Genomic DNA, 18,743 nt, shown 5'->3' on the forward strand with positions numbered 1-18,743 from the left:
TGATCAGGCCGGGGATCACCACGTGGCCCTTCAGGTCTATGGTGCGGTCTGCGGAGTCGGGGCAGTCGGCGGTCGGACCAACCGCTTCAACACGGTTATTGCGGACCAGAATGTACCCATTTTCGATCTCTCTGTTGTCATCGTCCATGGTGGCGATGACCTGGGCATTCTTCAGTAACAGGGTGTCTGTCATTGCTGGAATCTTCTTGCTGGTAAAGGGTGCTGAAGGTCATGCAAGAGTAATGCCTTGCTCACCGCGGTAAAAGCCTGACTTTATGGTCAATAAAGTAGCAGGGCGCACTTAATTGATGCAGTGGATAGGGTTAATTACCTCTATAAGGGTGAGTTAAGGGCTTTTTTTATGGCACGTCAGTTGCAAATAACCTGACCAATTGGATAACTAAATCAGAAGTTCTGCAGGAGAAAGCATGCCGGATGAGAGCCAGGAAATACCCGTCATCGATTTCGGGCCGTTTTGGAGCGGGACCAGAGCAGAGCGCCAGGTGGTGGCGGAACAGATGCGCCGGGCCAGTCAGGACTGGGGGTTCTTTTACCTGTCTGGCTGCGGGATGCCAACGGAGCAGCTGGAAGCGGCATTCTCCGGTGCCAAGGCGTTTTTTGACCTGCCACTGGAGGAGAAACAAGGGGTTGCCTGGTTCAGCCCGGAGAGTAATCGAGGTTATGTGGGCATTAAACGGGAGAAGCTTGATCCCGCCCGTCCGGGTGACTTGAAAGAGGCGTTCAACCTGGCGCCGGAACGGCCGGGTCTGGACAGCCACAAGAATCTCTGGCCCAAGGGTCATCCCCTTTTCAAGAGCGTCATGACAAGGTTCCTCGGGGAATGCATTCATACCGCTGATCGGGTTCTGGAAGCCTTCGCCCTGGCGTTGGATCAACCCGAGGATTTTTTCAAGGATGCCCACAACGAACACGACCATACCCTGCGGCTGTTGCATTACCCGCCACTGCCTGCAGGATTTGAGCCGGAAAACGGTGAAAGCCGCGCCGGAGCTCATACCGACTACGGCAGCATAACCCTGTTATTCCAGGATGATGTTGGCGGTCTTGAGGTCTGTACCCGTTCGGGAGATTGGATCCGTGCGACGCCGATACCCGGCACCGTCGTGGTCAATACCGGTGACCTGATGCACCGTTGGACCAACCATGTCTTCTGCTCTACACCGCATCGGGTCAATGTGGCTCCAGAGCACCGTTCTCGGGACCGTTACTCCATTGCCTTTTTCTGTCACCCCAACAAGACGTCGGAAATAGCCTGCATCGAGAGTTGTGCCACGGCCGGCAATCCCCCGATCTATGCACCCATCTCGGCAGGGCAGCACCTGAATGAAAAGCTCACCAACACCTACGGGGCCCAGGCCCAAAACTGAGGAGTTACCATGAAACAACTGAAAACCCTTGCGGCCGGCCTCACCCTGTCGCTCAGCGCTGCTGCCGGCTTTGTTCAGGCAGAGGAACTGACCGCGGTCACTGTCGCCACAACCTGGTACGCCCAGGCTGAGCACGGCGGCATTTACGCTGCTAAAGCGATGGGAATTTATGAGGAGCACGGGCTGGATGTCACCATCAAGATGGGTGGCCCCCAGGTGAACAATGTCCAGTTGCTCATGGGCGGCTCGGTGGACTTCATCATGGGCTACGCTCTGCAGTCGTTCAACGCCGTCAACCAGGGAATCCCGCTGGTGACGGTTGCGGCGTTCTTTCAGAAAGATCCTCAGTCGCTAGTGGTCCACGAAGGTGTTGGCAATGACTCTCTGGAAGCGATGAAAGGCAAGCCGATGCGCGTCCCGACCGCCGGACGCGTCGCCTACTGGCCGTGGCTGAAAACCGAATATGGTTACACCGATGACCAGTTGCAGGCCTACGACTACAGCTTCGCACCGTTCATCCAGAATGAGCAGACGATTCAGCAGGGCTATGTAACCAATGACGGCTTTTTCCTGGATCAGGCTGGCGTTCAGGGCAAGAGCCTGTTGCTCGCCAACTACGGATGGGAAGCCTATTCAGCAACGCTGGATACGACGGCTGAAATGATCGAAGAGAATCCGGAAATTGCGCAGAAGATGGTTGCCGCGACCGCAGAGGGCTGGAAAGCCTATTTCGAGAATCCGGAGCCTGCAAATGCGTTGATCAAGGAAGACAATCCCGAAATGCAGGATGCATTGCTGGCCTATAGCCATGCGAAAATGCAGGAGGAAGGTATTCTTTTGTCCGGCGCTGCAGAGGGCGGTCGTTACGGGATGATGACCCGTGAGCGCTGGCAGGCTTTCTTTGAGGATATGGTTGAAGCAGGCACACTGCCAGATGATCTGGACTGGGAAAAGGCTTTTAATCTTTCCTATGTTCAGGCGGTTTACGCCGACTGAACCGGGTATTCGATCCCTTGAACCAAAAGGACGACCGTATAGGCCGTCCTTTTTTTACATCTGGCTGGCGGCGAATTCTGCTAACGCATCGGCAACGGGGCCGGGAGCGGCGACCTGGGGCACGTGACCGGTGTCCAACGAAACGACCGTGGTGCCCGGGACCAGCTGCTGCATTCGCCGTTGCACCGGCAAAATGACAGAGCGGTCTTGCTTCGCCTCGATGTAAAGCCTCGGTAGCTTGCCAAAACGGGCTTCGGTCCAATGGGGGACCAGTGCCCGACTGCGCTCGGCCTGGGATGTGAAGCGGGGTATGGCCTTGGCAGCGATGGAGTCGCTGACGTCCTGCAGGAATATCTGGCGTATGGCGTCTGCCGGCACCCTGGAAACCCGTCCGCCGTCCTCCCAGGTCAGAAACGGTCCGATTCCGGAGGCCTCCGGATGCTGCGCAAGCATGTCTCTGACGATTTCGCCAAAACCTGTTCCGGAAGGCAGCATCATGCCCGCCAGGAAGGCAACACCAACGACACGCTCGGAGATGGCTTCCGCCAATTGGGTGGCGACGGCGCCGCCACCGGAATGTCCCACGAGAAGCAGAGGACCTTCGACCTGCTGAAGCATTTCTTCCAGTTCGGCAACACACTGGTCAAGGGATGCCTCTGCCGGGTTGCCGAGGCGCTTTCCGCATCCAGGGAGGTCGGGCGCCATGACCCTGAAGCCCTGGTCTTCGAGGTAAGGCGTGATGGCTTCCCATACCCAGCCTCCGGCCCAAGCGCCATGGATCAGAACGGCGGTCATTATGGACTCAGGCATAGGTCCTCCGGTACATCTCCATCAGGTGGGCCTCTACCGTTGTTGGTGGGTAATGGGGTTGTTCACCCTCGGAAAGGCATGTGGGCAGGCAGGTCACGGTGTGGTCTAGGTTGCCGCTGAAGAAAAACGGTACGGAGAATCGTTCTTTGCCTGACGAATTGACCACCCGGTGTAGCGTGGATCGGTAACGATCATTGGTCCAGCGGGCGATCATGTCGCCCAGGTTGACCACAAATGTGCCGGGTATGGGGTTTGCTTCAATCCATCGTTCACTGCGGGCATCCCACACCTGAAGCCCGGGGTTGTCGTCCAGCAGCAGGACGGTGACGCCGCCAAAATCTGTGTGGGCCCCGCAACCTTTCTCACCTGGGGCCGGGTTGGCGGGTTGAGGTGGGTAGTGCAGCAGCCTCAGTGTGGATAACGGTTGATGGCAGAACTCCTCGAAGAAACCGGGTTTCAGATTCAGTGATAGCGCCAGAGCCTCCATGATGCGCGCGCCAAGCGAGTTCATGACGTTGAAGTATTCCGTCATGGTGTCCCGGAAACTGGGCAGTGTTTCAGGCCATTGGTTCGCGCCCTGATTGAATCGGCCCGCCTGAACGCGAGGATCCGCGTCGTCCAGTTCTTCGCCTATGTAAAAACCTTCTTTCAAGTCTGGGGGCGTGCCAGGCTCAAGAGTCTGCCCTTTCATCGGTTCATAGCCCCGATTCGCCCGGGAGTTAGCCTTATGGATCGCCTGCTTCTGCTCCTCAGGCAGGTTGAAGAGCGCCTGTGACTCCCGGAAAACCTGGTTGATCAGCGCCTGGGGGATGCCATGGTCGCGTATATAGAAGAACCCTGTATGGAGGCAGGCTTCGGCCAGCGAGAGCGCAAGCGCCTCCCTTTGTTGCTCGGTTCCACCCAGTAACGTCAGGTCAATGATGGGTAGTGGACCGTCTGTTTTATTCGTGGTGTTCATGGTTTGACTCCGGGTTTCAGCTCTAAATCTGTCTACTTGGTCAGTAATTCATAAAGCGTGCCAGGCAGGAAATATCGGTGATCGAGGGGATCGCGAGAAATACTAAGGCTTTCGGGATTTCAGACATGATGCGCGGATGTCTGGGGTGGCTTCATCTCAGGGCGTTTCACCATTTGCTGCACCAGATTCGCGCGCGGAAAGGCCCTGGTCATAGCCCGTTTCGCTTTTCCTGGAGAGTAATCTGGGTGGCGTACCGTTGCGCGGTATGGAGCCGAAAATCAGAGTGTTTTCAGTGGTAAAGGTGGAATTCATTTCAATTTATACGGTCGCAGATTTTTTCTGGCCTGTCATTTGCAGATCATTAATAAAACCTGACCGAATGATCAATAAAGCTCCAAACGATAACCATGAAGGGGAATGCTCATGCACAAAGGTTTCACACGCTCGATTCTGATCGCGGCCTCGCTGGCTGGCGGATTGATGGCACAGGCAGCCTTGGCGGCTGATAAAGTCGTCTACCAGCTGGATTGGCTGCCAGGGGGGGACAAGTCTCCCGTTTACGTTGGTGTACAGGAGGGTTTCTTTGAAGCAGAAGGCCTGGAAGTCAAAATCGCCAGTGGTCGGGGTTCCACCGACGCTATCACCAAGATTGCCACCGGCCAGGCCGACATCGGCAGCGCGGATATTGGCGCTCTGATGGCCGCCAAGGCTCAGGACAATTCCCTGCCGGTTAAAGCCGTCTACAGCATTTTCAACCAGGCGCCTCACGCGTTCTTTACTCTTAAGAGCAGCGGCATCAGTGAGATGACGGATATGGATGGCAAGAAAGTCGCAACGTCGCCATTCACGTCGTCCAATGCCTTCCTGCCGCTGGTGCTGAAAGAAAACGGCATGGCGGAAGACGCAGTTAATCTGACCAAGGCCGACCCGGGAGCTCTTGGGCCCATGCTGATGAACGGCGGAACGGATGCGATTATCGCTTGGGTCACGAATATTGCCCTGTTTGCAGACCAGGCCAAGGCGACCGGTAATGAGTTGGTAGTGCTGCCTTGGTCGGATGCAGGCCTGGAGCTTTACTCCGCTTCGGTGGTAGCCAGTGAGACCTTCCTGAGCGAACGCCCGGATGTGGCCAAGCGCTTCCTGCGGGCCTTCGACAAGTCGCTCAAGTTCACCAGCGAGCATCCGCGCAAGGCTGCAGAAGCTCTGAATACCATGGTGCCGGAAGTGGATGTGGACGTAGCGACCGGCCAGATTGGCGACACCATGGAGCTGATCATGAATGACGTCAGCGACCGTGATGGCCTGGGTGCCCTCACCGAGAAACGTGTGGCACTGACCTGGGATTGGGTGGCGCAGGCCGAAAAGCTGGCAGGTGACGCTCTGGATCCGGAAGTCATCATCGACCGGACCCTGTTTGAGGCGTTGTAAGCGTGACCGAGCCTGCGACTAATCGTTCGTTTGTGCGACTCTCCGGAGTCGGGCACCGCTTCGATCCGAACCCGGCGATCCCGCCTGCGGTCACCGGTATCGACCTGGACATCCGTCGCCACGAATTCGTGGCGGTGGTAGGGCCTTCCGGCTGCGGAAAGTCTACCTTGCTGCGGATGATTGCCGGGCTGCTGACCCCCAGTGAGGGTGAGGTATCGGTATTTGGCAAGCAGGTCTCCGGACCCCGGGACGACGTCGGTATCGTGTTTCAGAAACCAACGCTGCTGCCCTGGCTGACCGTTCGCAAGAACGTGCTTTTCCCGCTCAAGCACAAGTTCGGCCGCTATGGTCGAGACGATGAGAAGCGTGCTGACGAGCTGTTGGCCATGGCGGGTCTGGAAAGTTTTGCTAACAAAATGCCGGACGAGCTGTCCGGCGGCATGCAGCAGCGGGTCGGCATTGTCCGCGCGTTGTTGTTGAACCCGGATATCCTTCTAATGGACGAGCCTTTCTCGGCCCTTGATGCGATGACCCGGGAACAGATCGGATTCGACTTGCTGAAGATCTGGCAAGAAAACCCCAAGACCGTACTGTTCATTACCCATTCCATTGCCGAAGCCGTGCTGCTGGCAGATCGGGTGCTGGTCATGAGCAAGCGGCCCGGTACCGTGCTGGAGATGGTGGATGTAGATCTGCCCCGGCCACGCACTACCCATACTATATCCGACCCCAGGTTCGGCCAGTTGACTGAGCGTCTGAGGAAGCATATCTATGAGCCTGAAGCTTGAAGGTAGAGCAGGTCGCTCCTTGTTGACGGCGGCGCCCTGGTTGTTCTTTGTGGTGCTGATCCTGTTGTGGGAATTGGTCTGTCAGGGATTCTCGCTGCCGGCCTATGTGCTACCGGCCCCATCTGCCATCGTCGAGGCATTTTTCAATGTCGAGATGACCCGCTGGTTCACCCATCTGTGGGCGACCCTGCGGGTGGCGTTGATGGGCTTTGCGGTGTCCATCCTGGTGGCAATTCCAATGGCCATTGCCATGATGCGATCGGAGCTGCTGACCCGCACCCTTTTCCCTTTGCTGGTCGTCATCCAGTCCACTCCCGTGGTGGCGGTGGCGCCGCTGATTATCGTACTGATGGGTTCCGACGACCCGTCACGGGTGTTGATTACCTCTCTGCTGACCTTCTTCCCGCTGGTGGTCTCGACGGCTACCGGGATCAATGAAACGCCCGAGGAATTGGTTGAATTCAGCCGCTCGCTGGATGCTCCGCTGCGTCGGGAAACCTGGCAGATCCGTATTCCTTATGCGGTTCCCCACATTTTTAGCGGCCTGCGTGTGGCCATCACCCTGGCCATTATCGGGGCCGTGGTTGCGGAGTTCGTGGCCGCCGAAGCGGGATTGGGCTACTTCATCCAGTTTTCGACGTCGTTTTTTCGAATTCCGCAGGCATTCGCCGGGCTCTTCTTCTTGGCGGTGGTCAGCTTGCTGTTGTTCAAGTCGGTTCAGTGGACGCAGCAGATATTCTTCCCCTGGAGCCTGCCCAAAAAGTAAAGCCTGGCGGGCCCGTACGAGGTAAACGATATGTCTGAGTTGGACTCATTGAATGATGTCGACCTGGCAATGATGCATCACGTGCTTGCAATGGCCGACACGTTGGCAGAGGAGGGTGTGCACCCATTTGCTGCGCTGTTGGTGGATGGAGACGGGAACATCCTGATGGAGCAAGGCAACGCCTATTTGCCAGATCAAGATATGACAGGTCATGCCGAGCGGGTTCTGATGACCCGGGCCAGCAAGGCCTGGCGTCCAGACTTTCTGGCCGGTTGCACCATGTATGTATCCGCCGAGCCCTGTTGCATGTGTGCTGGTTCGGCCTATTGGGCCGGTTTGGGGCGAGTTGTCTACGGGCTCAGCGAGCACCGGCTGAAGAACATTACCGGCAACCATCCCGAAAATCCGACGCTGGATCTGCCCTGCCGGCAGGTATTTGAATCTGGACAGCGCGAGGTCGAGGTGATCGGGCCGGTCCTGGAGGACGCCGCCGCTAAAGTGCATGAAATATTCTGGCAGAAGCACGGACGATGAAGGGGGGGCGCCATGACAGCAAGTAGGGTCACCGTGGTTGTTGATTCCAGGTACGGCAGCACTCTGGCGCTCGCCCGGGCAGTGACGTCAGGCGCGGCGTCGGAAGGTGCCGAAGTTCGTCTTTGTCGGGTGGCGATTGATGAGCCTGAGTTCAGCGTGGATTCGGAGCGGGCTGATTTTATCGCGGCCCAGGCCGAATTCCGTGAGCTGCCCAGAGCCACTGCCGATGATCTTGACTGGGCAACGGGTATTGTCTGGGGTTCTCCCACCCGATATGGATTGATGAGTACACCGCTCAGAGCTTTTATCGACGAAGTGGCGCCACTTTGGCGGCAAGGTGCGTTGATTGGCAAAGTCGGGGCCGCGTTTACTTCCACGGGAGGCATGCATTCTGGAAACGAAATGACCTTGCTCTCCTTGTTATTGCCCTTTATGCAGCATGGGATGGTGTTGGCCGGTGTTCCCCACAGTGTTCCGGAACTGGTGCGGACCGAAAAAGGAGGCTCACCCTACGGGGCGACCACGGTCACTGGATTCGATGGAACCCGTGGAGTTGATGACAATGAACTCGCCATTGCCCGCGCATTAGGAGCAAGGGTGGCGAGACTGTCAGGCTGGGTAATACCCGAGCCATCGTCGGTTGAACTTGCGGCCTATTCCACCCAAGTCGCAGGAAAAGTGTAAGCGTGACGTTGTGTAGTCCTTTCGCCGCCTTCGGGCGGTTTTTTTTGCTTGTTCAAAAGTAGAGCAGTTGGCCAGAGTTTGTTTCAAACTGGTGCGTTTTATTGTTCGTTTTGACGGCTAATGCACTGTTAAATATATATAAAAACTAATTTTCTAAGTGGCATACAGGTTGCTATATAAAACCTGAACAGTTGGTCAATTAAAAGAGGCGTAAACCGCCTGAATCAGGAGAGTATCCATGAAGATGAAGCTGAGCACCGTTCTGGGTGGTTCGATCATGATGGCCGGCCTGGTCGCCTTTTCGCCGGTATCTGCGGACGAGTTGGACAAGGTTGTGTTTGGAACCAACTGGTATGCCCAGGCTGAGCACGGTGGCTTTTATCAAGCACTGGCAACAGGCCTTTACAAGGAGCACGGGCTAGATGTGGAGATCCGGATGGGTGGCCCGCAGGTAAACGGAACCCAGTTACTGGTAACCGGCCGCTATGACCTGCTCATGGGGTATCCCATCGGCAACATCAATGCCGTTGAGAAGGGGCTGCCTGTTATGACCGTCGCTGCCTCCATGCAGGGTGACCCCCAGTCTCTGGTGGCGCATCCCCACGTTGAATCCATTGAACAGATCAAGGAAGAGGGGCTGCCGGTATACCTGGCGACTCATGCCCATTCCACCTTCTGGCCATGGCTGAAGGCGGAATACGGGTTCGAAGACGATGTTGTGCACGCCTATACCTTCAGTGTTGCGCCGTTCCTGACCGATGAAAACATTGTTCAGCAGGGCTACCTGTCTTCTGAGCCTTTCGCAATCCAGAAAGGGGGAATTGAACCGAACGTCTTCCTGTTGTCGGACTACGGTTACCCTCCTTATGCCACCACCATTGAAACCACAACCGACATGATTGAAGAGCGGCCAGACGTGGTCAAACGGTTTGTACAGGCAAGCATGGAAGGCTGGCAAAGCTACCTGGAGAACCCGGAGCCCGGCAACAAGCTCATAATGCAGGAAAACCCCGAGATGACGCCGGAGCAGATTGCCTATGGCATCGAAAAGATGAAGGAGTATGAGCTGGTTACCGGCGGCGACGCCGGCTCGCTGGGTATTGGTGTAATGACCGAGGAGCGTTGGATGAAAATCAAGGATTTCATGGTCAGCGCAGGTCTTGCGTCGGCAGACCTTGATCTCAGCAAGGTTTACACCCTGGAGTTTCTGCCCGAAGAGCCGGTGTTGCCGTAAGCATCGAACCCAATCCTGATGCAGGTCGGCCATTCTCTCGACCGGCCCTGGAGATATCCGTATGACAGCAAATAAAGTGACACTCCTGAATCCGGGCCGGGAACCGGATGTTGATGCCCCCGTGGCGGAGACATTCGCCGCGGGCCGACCGGTCCTTCAAGTGGACGGGGTCGACAAGATCTATGGCAATGGCACGGTCGCTCTTAAACGAGCCGATCTGACCATAAAGCAGGGTGAATTCGTCAGTCTTCTGGGGCCGTCTGGCTGTGGCAAAAGTACTTTGCTCCGGATTATGGCTGGTCTGGGGGAAGTAACCACCGGCACGGTGAAATGGTGGGAGCAGGATTACGGGGTGGTCGGTAGTAAGGGTCGGAAACTGGCCTTCGTGTTTCAGAATGCCACGCTGATGCCCTGGGCCCGGGTGCGAAAGAATATTCGTCTGCCGCTGGATCTGGAACACGCTGGCAACGGACCGGACGTCGAGAAAAGAATTGATGACGCCCTGGATATGGTGGGTCTGAAGGGGTTCGATGAGAGCTTCCCGAGGGAACTTTCCGGCGGTATGCAAATGCGAGCATCCATCGCCCGGGCCATGGTGACCGAACCCAACCTGCTGTTGATGGATGAGCCTTTCGGTGCCCTCGATGAGATGACTCGTAACAAACTGAATGACGATGTTCTGAAGCTCTGGCGAGAAAAGGGCTGGACCATTGTCTTTGTGACTCACAGTGTTTACGAGGCGGTGTATCTGTCCAGCCGGGTGGTCGTTATGGCGGCACGCCCCGGACGGATCGTGGATGACATCGAGATTGAAGAGCCTTACCCGCGCGCCCCTGATTTTCGGGTATCCACCGAATTTGCCGGGTATTGCCGGCAGGTGTCACAGGCCCTGGAACGAGCCAGTGCCATGGGGGAAAACAAAGAGGGGAATGACTCATGAAAACACCATTGATACAGAATGAGCGTTTTGTTCAGATTGCTGCCCCTCTGCTTGTGGGGGTACTGGTACTGTTGATGTGGCAATTGACGGTGGTGGCGTTTGATGTCCCAAAATACATTGTGCCCAGCCCCGTGGATATCGGGCAGTCACTGGTCTCTGATTTCAGTCCGTTGTTTAACGCTTTGTTGATGACCCTGAAGGTAACCTTCCTGGCTTTCGTCATTGCGGTAGTCATGGGGGTGGCGGCCTCGTTGCTGTTTGTGCAAAGCAAATGGATCGAGATCAGCCTGTTTCCCTATGCGGTACTGATGCAGGTAACACCGATTGTGGCGATTGCGCCACTGATCATCATCTGGGTGAACGACACCACCTGGGCTCTGACCATCTGCGCGGTGATCGTTGCGATTTTTCCGATCATCTCCAACACCACGCTGGGGTTGCGCAGTGTTGATCCGAACCTGCTGAGTATGTTCCGGATGTACCGTACCAGCCGCTGGCAGGAACTGGTGCGTCTGCGTATTCCGAGCGCCCTGCCGTATTTCTTCGGGGGCTTGCGTATCAGTTCCGGTCTGGCTCTGATCGGCGCGGTGGTGGCCGAGTTTGTTGCTGGTACCGGGGGCGCCAAGGCCGGCCTGGCCTATATGATTCTGCAATCTGGCTACAACCTGCAGATTCCCAAAATGTTTGCGGCACTGATTCTGATCACCGTAACAGGAATCCTGTTGTTCGCACTGATGGTCTGGATGTCCGACCGCGCCCTGCGCAACTGGCATGAGAGTGCGCTGAAGGTTGAGCACTGACCATGTCGCATTCCGCCCCGGTACTAACAACCGGTGCCGGCTACGCCTGGCGCAACGGGTACCTGTTGGTGGCCTTCACCGCACTGACCTGGGGAATTAACTTCCCCATCATGAAGATGGGCCTGGCTTACAGTTCACCGCTGCTGTACACGACGTTACGGATGATCCTGGGCACCCTCACCATGTTCCTGATTGCCCGCTTGATGGGTATCCTCCGGGTACCACACCGGGCGGACATGCCGGTGGTTTTTTCCGTCGGCATTCTTCAGAACATGGGGTTTATCACCCTGGTGACCTTTGGCATGCAGTATATGCCGGCCGGTCGGGCGGCAATTCTGGCCTATACCTCGCCGATCTGGGTTGTGCCGGCAGCTGCCCTGTTCCTCGGGGAGCGCTTGACCCTGTTCAGGGCATTGGGTACCGGGCTGGGGCTCGCTGGACTGCTGGCCATATTCAACCCACTGACCGTCGACTGGCACGCTGAGGGAATGGTGACTGGAGGCGGGTTAATTGTTCTCGCGACGATGGTCTGGACGGCAGGACTGGTTCATGTTCGTCGGCATCAGTGGCGCGGGGATGTGCTGTCTTTGATACCCTGGCAACTTCTGTCGTCAGTGCTGCTATTGGTGCCCTTGGCTCTGTTACTGGAAGATGCTGCCACGATCCGATGGGAGCCGGCTTTCCTGGTGAACATCTTCTTTAGTGGTGCCATTGCTTCGGGGCTTTGTGTTGCGGCTCAGGTGGGCGCCATCCGCTCCCTGCCGGCGGTGACCATGTCTCTGAGTTCTGCTGCGGTTCCGGCGGTAGGTCTGCTCTCATCTGCTGTTATCCTGAATGAACAGCCGAGTGGCTCGGATATCTTCGGGTTCTGTTTGATTGGACTAGGGATTCTGGCTGTCGGGCTAGCAGATCGGCGTCAGGTAAAGCGCGCTCGGAGTATCGCTTATCGAAATGGCATTTAACGAAAAAGGCCTGCGTTTTTACGCAAGCCTTTGGAAAAACGGCTCGCCCGATAGGATTTGAATTGATGACCTCCGGAGGGCAATTTGCCGAGCTGTCTCAAAGGGGGGTTAACCTATCTAAAGTGACGAGGCGGTTCACCGAGCTTTGAATTGCAGGGACCGGAACCACAGCACGAAAAATATCAAACTTTAATGTGGCCTTTGAAGTTGAGCGGATGTTTTTTTGGTTTGAAAAATATCAAACTTTAAAATCAGCTGTGCGCTGAATGCGCGCGAAAATGCAGTCAACTCTTATCAAACTTTAATGGCCTTCGACAGTTGATCACAGAATAAACGTTTTCTTGTATTTTTCGATAATGATAATTATTATCATTATCGTGAATAAACAAGGAGAACGTCATGGAATTTCTGTGTCCCAATCACCGCCAACAGTTTTCGGACCTGCCGCTGGAAGAACGCAAAGACCTCTGGCTGTTCTGGATGGAGAATGCCCACGACTGCAGTGAGCAGGGGCAGTGGCGGGATGTTATCTCGCTGGCTGGCAGCGCCTTCGATCTTGCTTGCCTGCACGGGCCGCGGGATGAATCCTGCATGCACATCGAACTGACTCTCTCAGCCATACTGGTCTCCCGGGCCCTTTCCGATCGCGGTGAGCGGGCCGGTATGGACGCGGTGATTCTCCGGGCACTGGAGAGCCTTCAGCACCCGGACCATGCCGCCCCCATCGACGGTTGCTGTGATATCCACGACTGCGTTTCTGTGCTTATAGATCCTTCACGGCACGCAGACTTTTTTGCTGACTACCTGAACTGGCCCTCCTTACCTTTCGTTCCACCAAAACGGGCAACTATGGTACGGACGCTCCATTGACCTCGTAACCGGACAAACACAGGCACAGTTAGCAGACCAGGTTGGATAGGCGTGGAGTGGGCAGGTTGCACACATTCAGTCAGGCAGATTTCGAACGTTTCGGGCAGCTTTACGACATAGAATTTCGGTTTCCGGCCATCCAGGGCGACACCGGAAGTGATGACCGTATCGTTGCCCGGGGTGAGATTGCCGAGTACAGCCTGGCTTCGGGTTTTCGGTTTACGTTTTCTTCGCTTCAGGTGCTCCAGGCGTATGAATCAGTCTCTTCTGGTCATGCGCCGTTGCTTGTGCTGGTCGTTCTGGATGGCACCGTTGAGCTTACCCTCGGGTCGGTCGAACACGTTCTGTCATCGGGTAATGCTGTCAGCATGCAGCTGCACCCGGACTATCCGTTACGGGCGCACCAGCCTGAGCAAGAGCATCTGCAAATTGTGGCACTCGCTTTCGACCCACGCGGCGCAACATTGGACCACGTCTCCTCCAGCTTACAAGACCTGACCATTCTTCCCAGGGTTCCCCTGCGTCAATGGAGTGTGCCCCACCCGTTCGAGGAGTTGCTGCGGACCCATGCACGCCTCACGATGACCGTCGCCCAGAAAAGCCTGGTTTTGGAGGGCCTCGCGCTGCAGCTTGCCGGATTGGGTCTGGCAGGCGACGAGCATGAATCCCCGGATGCTCCGGTGGTTCCGGTCCAGCAACGTCAGCGACTTGAGCTCGTAAGGCAGCATCTGGAGTTCACCCCGGACCATGACCACACCCTAAAGGACCTCGCACAGATGGCTGCCATGAGCCCAAGCGGCTTGCGAGCGAAATTCCGGGCGATGTACGGCGTGCCGGTGTTCGACTATCTCAGAAAATGCCGACTTCGGTTGGCAAAGCATTATCTGGAGCAAGGCTTCAGTGTTGAACAGAGCGCGAACAGGGTGGGTTACACCCACGCGACCAATTTTTCGACGGCGTTTCGCCGAGAGTTCGGCTTTTCTCCCCGACAACGGGCGGCCAATCACAAGAAATAGCATTGCGCATAGGTTTTTTGGCTTCTGGAATACCAAAGCTCGGATCTAAACGACAATAATTCGCATTACACTTAAACTTGTAAAGCGCGTTGTTTGGAGCTGATCAATGAATTCGTTACGTGATAATCGCCAGTACTTACTCCCGTCCGGCCTGGCCTTGGCCATAGCCGGGGTTCTGGCAAGCCCGATACTGTACGCGCAGGAAGCGAATATTACCGAGCTGGATGCCATTGAAGTATCGGCAGATGCCGCCGAACCGAGCGGCACCGCACCGAGTGATGGCTACACCGCAGAGGCGACCGTTACCGGCACGAAAACAACCACCAACGTGGTTGAAACGCCCCAGTCCATTTCCACAGTCACAGCGGATCAGATCGAGGACCAGAACGCGGCCAACCTGGGCGAAGTTCTGCGTTATACAGCCGGCGCCCGAGGCGAGACCTTTGGTTTCGAGCCGCGCACCACGTTTCTGAGAATACGCGGCTTCGATGTGGCCACCAGTGGCTTGTTTCGTGACAACCTGAAACTGGCGAACCCCGGCTTTGCCGCCGGTTACAGCCTGGAGCCCTATGGCGCCGAGCGCATTGATGTGCTCAAGGGGCCTTCTTCCGTTCTGTACGGACAAGCGGGCCCGGGTGGGTTGGTGAACTATGTGTCCAAACGTCCTACTTTCGACACCCGTCGAGAAGTGCGCGTTGAGGCTGGTACCAACGATCTGGTCCAGGGCCATTTTGATATCAGTGGGGCGGTGAACGACAGTGATACCCTCGCGGTTCGCCTGGTGGGCCTGGTTCGCGACAGCGAAACCCAGGTGGATTTTGTCAACGACGACCGAAAGTACCTGGCCCCCAGCCTGACCTGGCAGCCCACGGACGCCACCCGACTGACGGTATTGGCGCACTGGCAGTACGACGATACCCAGCCATCTCAACGTTACCCGTTGCAGGGCACGTTGGAGCCAAATCCGAATGGCCCGATTCCTGACGACCGGTTTACCGGCGAGCCAGGGTACGATGCCTATGAGCGTCGCGAGAGTGCCATTGGTTACGAGTTTGAGCACCGCATCAATGACCAGATAGTTCTGCGTCAGAATGTCCGGGACTACCGTAACGATGTTGACGACCAGACCATCTACACCACCGGTTTGCTGGCGGATCAGAGAACCATTACCCGGTCGCGCTTTGACAGTTTCGGTCGCATTGACGGACTGGTCATGGATAACCAGCTGCAGTTGACCGCTCAGGCGGGCGCGGCAGAGCACACGGTATTGGTCGGCCTGGACCATCAGGATATCGATGTGTCATCCCGGCAGTTCTTTGGGGCCGCCAGTAACCTGGACATCTATGATCCTGTCTATGGGGCGCCTGTCCCTGATGCCCCGTTGTTTAAAGACGAGGACGGACAACTCAAACAGACCGGCATTTACCTTCAGGATCAGATCCGGGTAGACCGTTGGACGGTTTCCCTTGGCGGCCGGTATGACGTGGCCCGTTCCGAGACACTCAATAATCTCACCGGCGCCACAGCTAGCCGGGAAGACGAGGCCTTCACTGGTCGTGCCGGTGCCAGTTACCAGTTCGCGAATGGCTTTGCCCCTTATGTGAGCTACATGGAGTCGTTTCTCCCCACCACAGGTACCGATGCGGCCGGCAACCCGTTCGAGCCCGAAACCGCACACCAATATGAGGTGGGCGTAAAGTACCAGCCCAATACGGACACGCTGGTGACACTGGCCTGGTTCGACCTGACCCGGGAAGACTACCTGACCACCAACCCATCGACCTTCGCCAATGAGCAGAAGGGCGAGGCCAACTCACAGGGCCTTGAGATGGAAGCGCGCACCCGTCTGTTCCATGCGCTGGATGTGATCGCCAGCTATAGCTATACCGACGCCGAGATCACCAAAGCCAGCAATCCGGTGGAAGAGGGCGAGCCGCTGGAATACACACCGGAACATGAAGCGGCCTTGTGGGGAAAATACAGCTTCCGGGGCGGCATGCTGCATGGCCTGGGGCTGGGTGCCGGCGTGCGTTACATCGGCGAGAGTTTTGGCGCGGCGTTCAATGCGGATAATTCTGCCCTGGAAGTACCGGATGTCACCCTGGTGGATGCTGCGATTACCTACGACATTGGCCAGGTGTCGCTGGGGCTGCATGCCCAGAACCTGCTGGACGAACAGTATGTAGCAACGGCTTTCGACAGCTCCGGTACGTATGGCACCCGTCGTGAAGTGACCGGTTCCGTTACTTACCGGTTCTGATTGCATTATCCTCCCGGCGCAGGGACGCGCCGGCTCCGACCCATTTTCTCAACAGACCCTATCAGTGTCCTTCCCCCAGAACATTTGTGTATTTTTTTCACAAAGCGACCTCACAGCCACGCAAATCGGTTAAAATACGCGCGCTACATCTTTGTTGATCAAGTAATACTACGAAGATATCTGTGTTGATCAGCGCCCATTCCCCATTTGCTTGTTAGTAAGACCAAAATCGGTCTTCATTTTGTACCTTTGGCCCATACCCCGGTACGCAAATATCAAGGAAGATGCGGGCCTGCTGGCACACAATACCAATAACCCGTTTTCTCAGAAGATTTCCGTAATGCCCAATACCGTTATCTCCGGCTTTACCCACAACTTCCTTGGCAAGGCGCCCGTCTGGTACAAGCAGGTGATCCTGCTGTTTCTTGTCGCCAACCCGATTGTCATGTGGACCCTGGGGCCCGGAACGGCCGGCTGGCTTCTGATCGCAGAGTTTATTTTTACTCTTGCCATGGCCCTGAAATGTTACCCGCTTCTGCCGGGTGGCCTGCTGGCGGTAGAGGCATTGCTGATTGGCCTGACCACGCCGGATGCAGTGTATCTGGAAGTGCTAACCAACTTCCCGGTGATCCTGCTGCTGATGTTCATGGTGGCGGGCATCTACTTCATGAAGGAACTGCTGCTGGTGACGTTCACCCAGATTCTGGTGGGTGTGCGTTCCAAGTCGGCGTTATCGTTGCTGTTCTGTAGCGCAGCAGCACTGCTTTCGGCCTTCCTCGATGCACTGACGGTTACCGCGGTTATTATTAGCGTGGCGGTCGGGTTTTACGCGGTTTACCACAAGGTGGCCTCCGGCAAGGGCTACCAGCACAAGGACCACAACGCGGGCAGCGATGACGAAGTAATCGAGCTGCACCGTGAAGATCTGGAAAATTTCCGGGCGTTCTTGCGCAGCCTTTTGATGCATGGTGCTATCGGTACCGCGTTGGGCGGCGTTGCCACCATGGTAGGTGAGCCCCAGAATCTGTTGATTGCCAAAGTCGTGGGTTGGGACTTTGCCGGTTTCTTCCTGCACATGGCGCCAGTGAGTTTGCCGGTATTGGCGGCTGGTTTATTTACCTGCTGGGCCCTGGAGAAGCTGCGTTGGTTTGGCTACGGCGGGCGTTTGCCCAAGCCTGTGCGTCAGGTGCTGGAAGAATTTGCGGAGAACGAGCGGACCAAGCGGACCAAGGCTGATCAGGCGGCTCTCTGGGTACAAGCCTTTGCCGCCGCGATCCTGGTGGTGGGCCTCGCTTTCCATCTCGCCGAGGTCGGCCTGATTGGCCTGCTGGTCATCATCCTGATTACCTCCTTTACCGGCGTTACCGACGAGCATCAAATTGGCAAGGCCTTCCAGGAATCCCTGCCGTTTACCTCGCTGCTGGTGGTGTTTTTCGCGGTGGTTGCGGTGATCCACGAACAGCACCTGTTCAAGCCGATTATTGATTACGTGCTGTCGCTTCCGGAAGCCCGGCAGCCTGGCATGTTCTTCATTGCCAACGGCGTGCTCTCAATGATCAGCGATAACGTCTTCGTAGCGACTGTTTATATCAGCGAAGTCAAACAGGCTCTGGATGCAGGGGCCATCAGCTACGAGCATTTCCAGAAGTTGGCAGTTGCCATCAACACAGGTACCAACCTTCCCAGCGTTGCGACTCCCAATGGCCAGGCGGCTTTCCTGTTCCTGCTGACGTCTGCCATAGCGCCGCTGGTTCGGCTGTCCTACGGCAAGATGGTGGTGATGGCGTTTCCCTACATGCTGGTAATGGGCGGTGTTGGTCTGTACATGGTTATCAACCATATTTGACATTATGTTCGGATTTTTGCGGGCGGTGTCAGTGCAGATCTTTCCGGGTCTGTTAATCTTTGGCTAAACAGACCCGAACAATACGGATTCCATGCCCAGAAACTGCCCGGTCCATTCTTCCCGACTCTCTGAAGCCATGCATTTGACCGTTGTCCGGCTTTGGATATTGCTGGTAGGTTTATTATTTACGTCCGCCTCCCTTGGCGCTTCGGAATCCGTGAACAAGACTCTGCGCATTGCCTATGTGGAGTTTCCCCCCATTACCTATCAGGCCAGCGATGGCCGCCCTGCTGGCAGCTTTATAGAGCTTACCCGGAAGATCGCTGTGGAAGCGGGTTACGAGCCGGAATTTCTCTTCTTGCCCATCAGCCGGGTATACCTGTATCTGCGCAACGGTAGAATTGACGTTTGGCCAGGTTCGGCCAACGTTCCTGCCCTTAACGGTGAAGTTCTTGAGACCTGG

The 18,743-nt window shown here is 56.3% G+C and carries 18 protein-coding genes and 1 pseudogene; 16 read left to right on the plus strand and 3 right to left on the minus strand.

Going from position 1 to position 18,743, the window contains the following annotated elements:
- Positions 1-193 (minus strand): annotated as a pseudogene (locus B2W52_RS07020) (8-oxoguanine deaminase); the annotation flags it as partial.
- Positions 194-428: 235 nt separating this feature from the next.
- Between B2W52_RS07020 and B2W52_RS07025 the strand changes: the two are divergent.
- Complete coding sequence (locus tag B2W52_RS07025) at positions 429-1,388, plus strand: isopenicillin N synthase family dioxygenase (RefSeq protein WP_273072918.1); 960 nt, start codon at positions 429-431, stop codon at positions 1,386-1,388.
- Positions 1,389-1,397: 9 nt separating this feature from the next.
- Entirely contained in the window at positions 1,398-2,384 is a 987-nt protein-coding gene (locus tag B2W52_RS07030) for an ABC transporter substrate-binding protein (protein ID WP_273072916.1), read from the plus strand.
- Positions 2,385-2,438: 54 nt separating this feature from the next.
- Here B2W52_RS07030 and B2W52_RS07035 read toward each other — a convergent pair whose 3' ends face one another.
- Both B2W52_RS07035 and B2W52_RS07040 read right to left on the minus strand, forming a co-directional pair.
- Positions 2,439-3,194 (minus strand): alpha/beta fold hydrolase, encoded by a 756-nt coding sequence (locus B2W52_RS07035; protein WP_273072915.1) that lies wholly within the window; start codon positions 3,192-3,194, stop codon positions 2,439-2,441.
- On the minus strand, positions 3,187-4,152 hold the full coding sequence (locus B2W52_RS07040; RefSeq protein ID WP_273072912.1) for an isopenicillin N synthase family dioxygenase: 966 nt from the start codon (positions 4,150-4,152) through the stop codon (positions 3,187-3,189). Before B2W52_RS07040 ends, B2W52_RS07035 begins: the two co-directional genes overlap by 8 nt.
- Positions 4,153-4,575: 423 nt before the next feature.
- Here B2W52_RS07040 and B2W52_RS07045 point away from each other — a divergent pair, with 423 nt between their 5' ends.
- The 14 genes from B2W52_RS07045 to B2W52_RS07110 all read left to right on the plus strand — a co-directional run.
- Positions 4,576-5,580 carry an ABC transporter substrate-binding protein gene (locus tag B2W52_RS07045; protein ID WP_273072910.1) on the plus strand — a complete coding sequence of 335 codons (1,005 nt, stop codon included), beginning with the start codon at positions 4,576-4,578 and terminating at the stop codon, positions 5,578-5,580.
- 2 nt (positions 5,581-5,582) lie between these two features.
- Complete coding sequence (locus tag B2W52_RS07050; protein ID WP_273072908.1) at positions 5,583-6,368, plus strand: ABC transporter ATP-binding protein; 786 nt, start codon at positions 5,583-5,585, stop codon at positions 6,366-6,368.
- The gene (locus tag B2W52_RS07055) at positions 6,352-7,134 is read left to right on the plus strand and encodes an ABC transporter permease (RefSeq protein WP_273072907.1); all 783 of its coding nucleotides are present in this window, start codon (positions 6,352-6,354) and stop codon (positions 7,132-7,134) included. Before B2W52_RS07050 ends, B2W52_RS07055 begins: the two co-directional genes overlap by 17 nt.
- 69 nt (positions 7,135-7,203) lie before the next feature.
- Positions 7,204-7,668 carry a nucleoside deaminase gene (locus tag B2W52_RS07060; protein WP_273072975.1) on the plus strand — a complete coding sequence of 155 codons (465 nt, stop codon included), beginning with the start codon at positions 7,204-7,206 and terminating at the stop codon, positions 7,666-7,668.
- 12 nt (positions 7,669-7,680) lie between these two features.
- Positions 7,681-8,352: an NAD(P)H:quinone oxidoreductase gene (gene wrbA, locus B2W52_RS07065; RefSeq protein WP_273072905.1), complete on the plus strand. Its 672-nt coding sequence runs from the start codon at positions 7,681-7,683 to the stop codon at positions 8,350-8,352.
- Between the two features lie 238 nt (positions 8,353-8,590).
- On the plus strand, positions 8,591-9,586 hold the full coding sequence (locus B2W52_RS07070; protein ID WP_273072903.1) for an ABC transporter substrate-binding protein: 996 nt from the start codon (positions 8,591-8,593) through the stop codon (positions 9,584-9,586).
- A 61-nt stretch (positions 9,587-9,647) separates the two neighbouring features.
- Positions 9,648-10,526 carry an ABC transporter ATP-binding protein gene (locus B2W52_RS07075; protein ID WP_273072902.1) on the plus strand — a complete coding sequence of 293 codons (879 nt, stop codon included), beginning with the start codon at positions 9,648-9,650 and terminating at the stop codon, positions 10,524-10,526.
- Positions 10,523-11,326: an ABC transporter permease gene (locus B2W52_RS07080; RefSeq protein WP_273072900.1), complete on the plus strand. Its 804-nt coding sequence runs from the start codon at positions 10,523-10,525 to the stop codon at positions 11,324-11,326. The genes B2W52_RS07075 and B2W52_RS07080 overlap by 4 nt, the downstream gene beginning before the upstream one ends.
- A gap of 2 nt (positions 11,327-11,328) precedes the next feature.
- The gene (locus B2W52_RS07085) at positions 11,329-12,288 is read left to right on the plus strand and encodes a DMT family transporter (RefSeq protein ID WP_273072898.1); all 960 of its coding nucleotides are present in this window, start codon (positions 11,329-11,331) and stop codon (positions 12,286-12,288) included.
- Between the two features lie 399 nt (positions 12,289-12,687).
- Complete coding sequence (locus B2W52_RS07090) at positions 12,688-13,158, plus strand: hypothetical protein (RefSeq protein WP_286802141.1); 471 nt, start codon at positions 12,688-12,690, stop codon at positions 13,156-13,158.
- Between the two features lie 56 nt (positions 13,159-13,214).
- A complete protein-coding gene (locus tag B2W52_RS07095) occupies positions 13,215-14,174 on the plus strand; it encodes a helix-turn-helix transcriptional regulator (protein ID WP_104270961.1) in 960 nt (319 codons plus the stop codon).
- Between the two features lie 106 nt (positions 14,175-14,280).
- Positions 14,281-16,434: a TonB-dependent siderophore receptor gene (locus tag B2W52_RS07100; RefSeq protein ID WP_273072895.1), complete on the plus strand. Its 2,154-nt coding sequence runs from the start codon at positions 14,281-14,283 to the stop codon at positions 16,432-16,434.
- A gap of 340 nt (positions 16,435-16,774) precedes the next feature.
- Entirely contained in the window at positions 16,775-18,280 is a 1,506-nt protein-coding gene (gene nhaB / locus B2W52_RS07105; protein WP_053115500.1) for a sodium/proton antiporter NhaB, read from the plus strand.
- Between the two features lie 217 nt (positions 18,281-18,497).
- The coding region (locus B2W52_RS07110) for a transporter substrate-binding domain-containing protein (protein WP_286802145.1) at positions 18,498-18,743 on the plus strand (246 nt) is incomplete at its 3' end.

Origin of the sequence: Marinobacter sp. UBA2498 (assembly GCF_002341575.1) — a bacterium.
GTDB classification, from domain to species: Bacteria; Pseudomonadota; Gammaproteobacteria; order Pseudomonadales; family Oleiphilaceae; genus Marinobacter; species Marinobacter manganoxydans.

Coding starts and splice junctions, on each gene's coding strand:
- B2W52_RS07025 (WP_273072918.1), top strand. CDS start 429: ATGCCGGATGAGAGCCAGGAAATACCCGTCATCGATTTCGGGCCGTTT.
- B2W52_RS07030 (WP_273072916.1), top strand. CDS start 1,398: ATGAAACAACTGAAAACCCTTGCGGCCGGCCTCACCCTGTCGCTCAGC.
- B2W52_RS07035 (WP_273072915.1), bottom strand. CDS start 3,194: ATGCCTGAGTCCATAATGACCGCCGTTCTGATCCATGGCGCTTGGGCC.
- B2W52_RS07040 (WP_273072912.1), bottom strand. CDS start 4,152: ATGAACACCACGAATAAAACAGACGGTCCACTACCCATCATTGACCTG.
- B2W52_RS07045 (WP_273072910.1), top strand. CDS start 4,576: ATGCACAAAGGTTTCACACGCTCGATTCTGATCGCGGCCTCGCTGGCT.
- B2W52_RS07055 (WP_273072907.1), top strand. CDS start 6,352: ATGAGCCTGAAGCTTGAAGGTAGAGCAGGTCGCTCCTTGTTGACGGCG.
- B2W52_RS07060 (WP_273072975.1), top strand. CDS start 7,204: ATGATGCATCACGTGCTTGCAATGGCCGACACGTTGGCAGAGGAGGGT.
- wrbA (WP_273072905.1), top strand. CDS start 7,681: ATGACAGCAAGTAGGGTCACCGTGGTTGTTGATTCCAGGTACGGCAGC.
- B2W52_RS07070 (WP_273072903.1), top strand. CDS start 8,591: ATGAAGATGAAGCTGAGCACCGTTCTGGGTGGTTCGATCATGATGGCC.
- B2W52_RS07075 (WP_273072902.1), top strand. CDS start 9,648: ATGACAGCAAATAAAGTGACACTCCTGAATCCGGGCCGGGAACCGGAT.
- B2W52_RS07080 (WP_273072900.1), top strand. CDS start 10,523: ATGAAAACACCATTGATACAGAATGAGCGTTTTGTTCAGATTGCTGCC.
- B2W52_RS07085 (WP_273072898.1), top strand. CDS start 11,329: ATGTCGCATTCCGCCCCGGTACTAACAACCGGTGCCGGCTACGCCTGG.
- B2W52_RS07090 (WP_286802141.1), top strand. CDS start 12,688: ATGGAATTTCTGTGTCCCAATCACCGCCAACAGTTTTCGGACCTGCCG.
- B2W52_RS07100 (WP_273072895.1), top strand. CDS start 14,281: ATGAATTCGTTACGTGATAATCGCCAGTACTTACTCCCGTCCGGCCTG.
- nhaB (WP_053115500.1), top strand. CDS start 16,775: ATGCCCAATACCGTTATCTCCGGCTTTACCCACAACTTCCTTGGCAAG.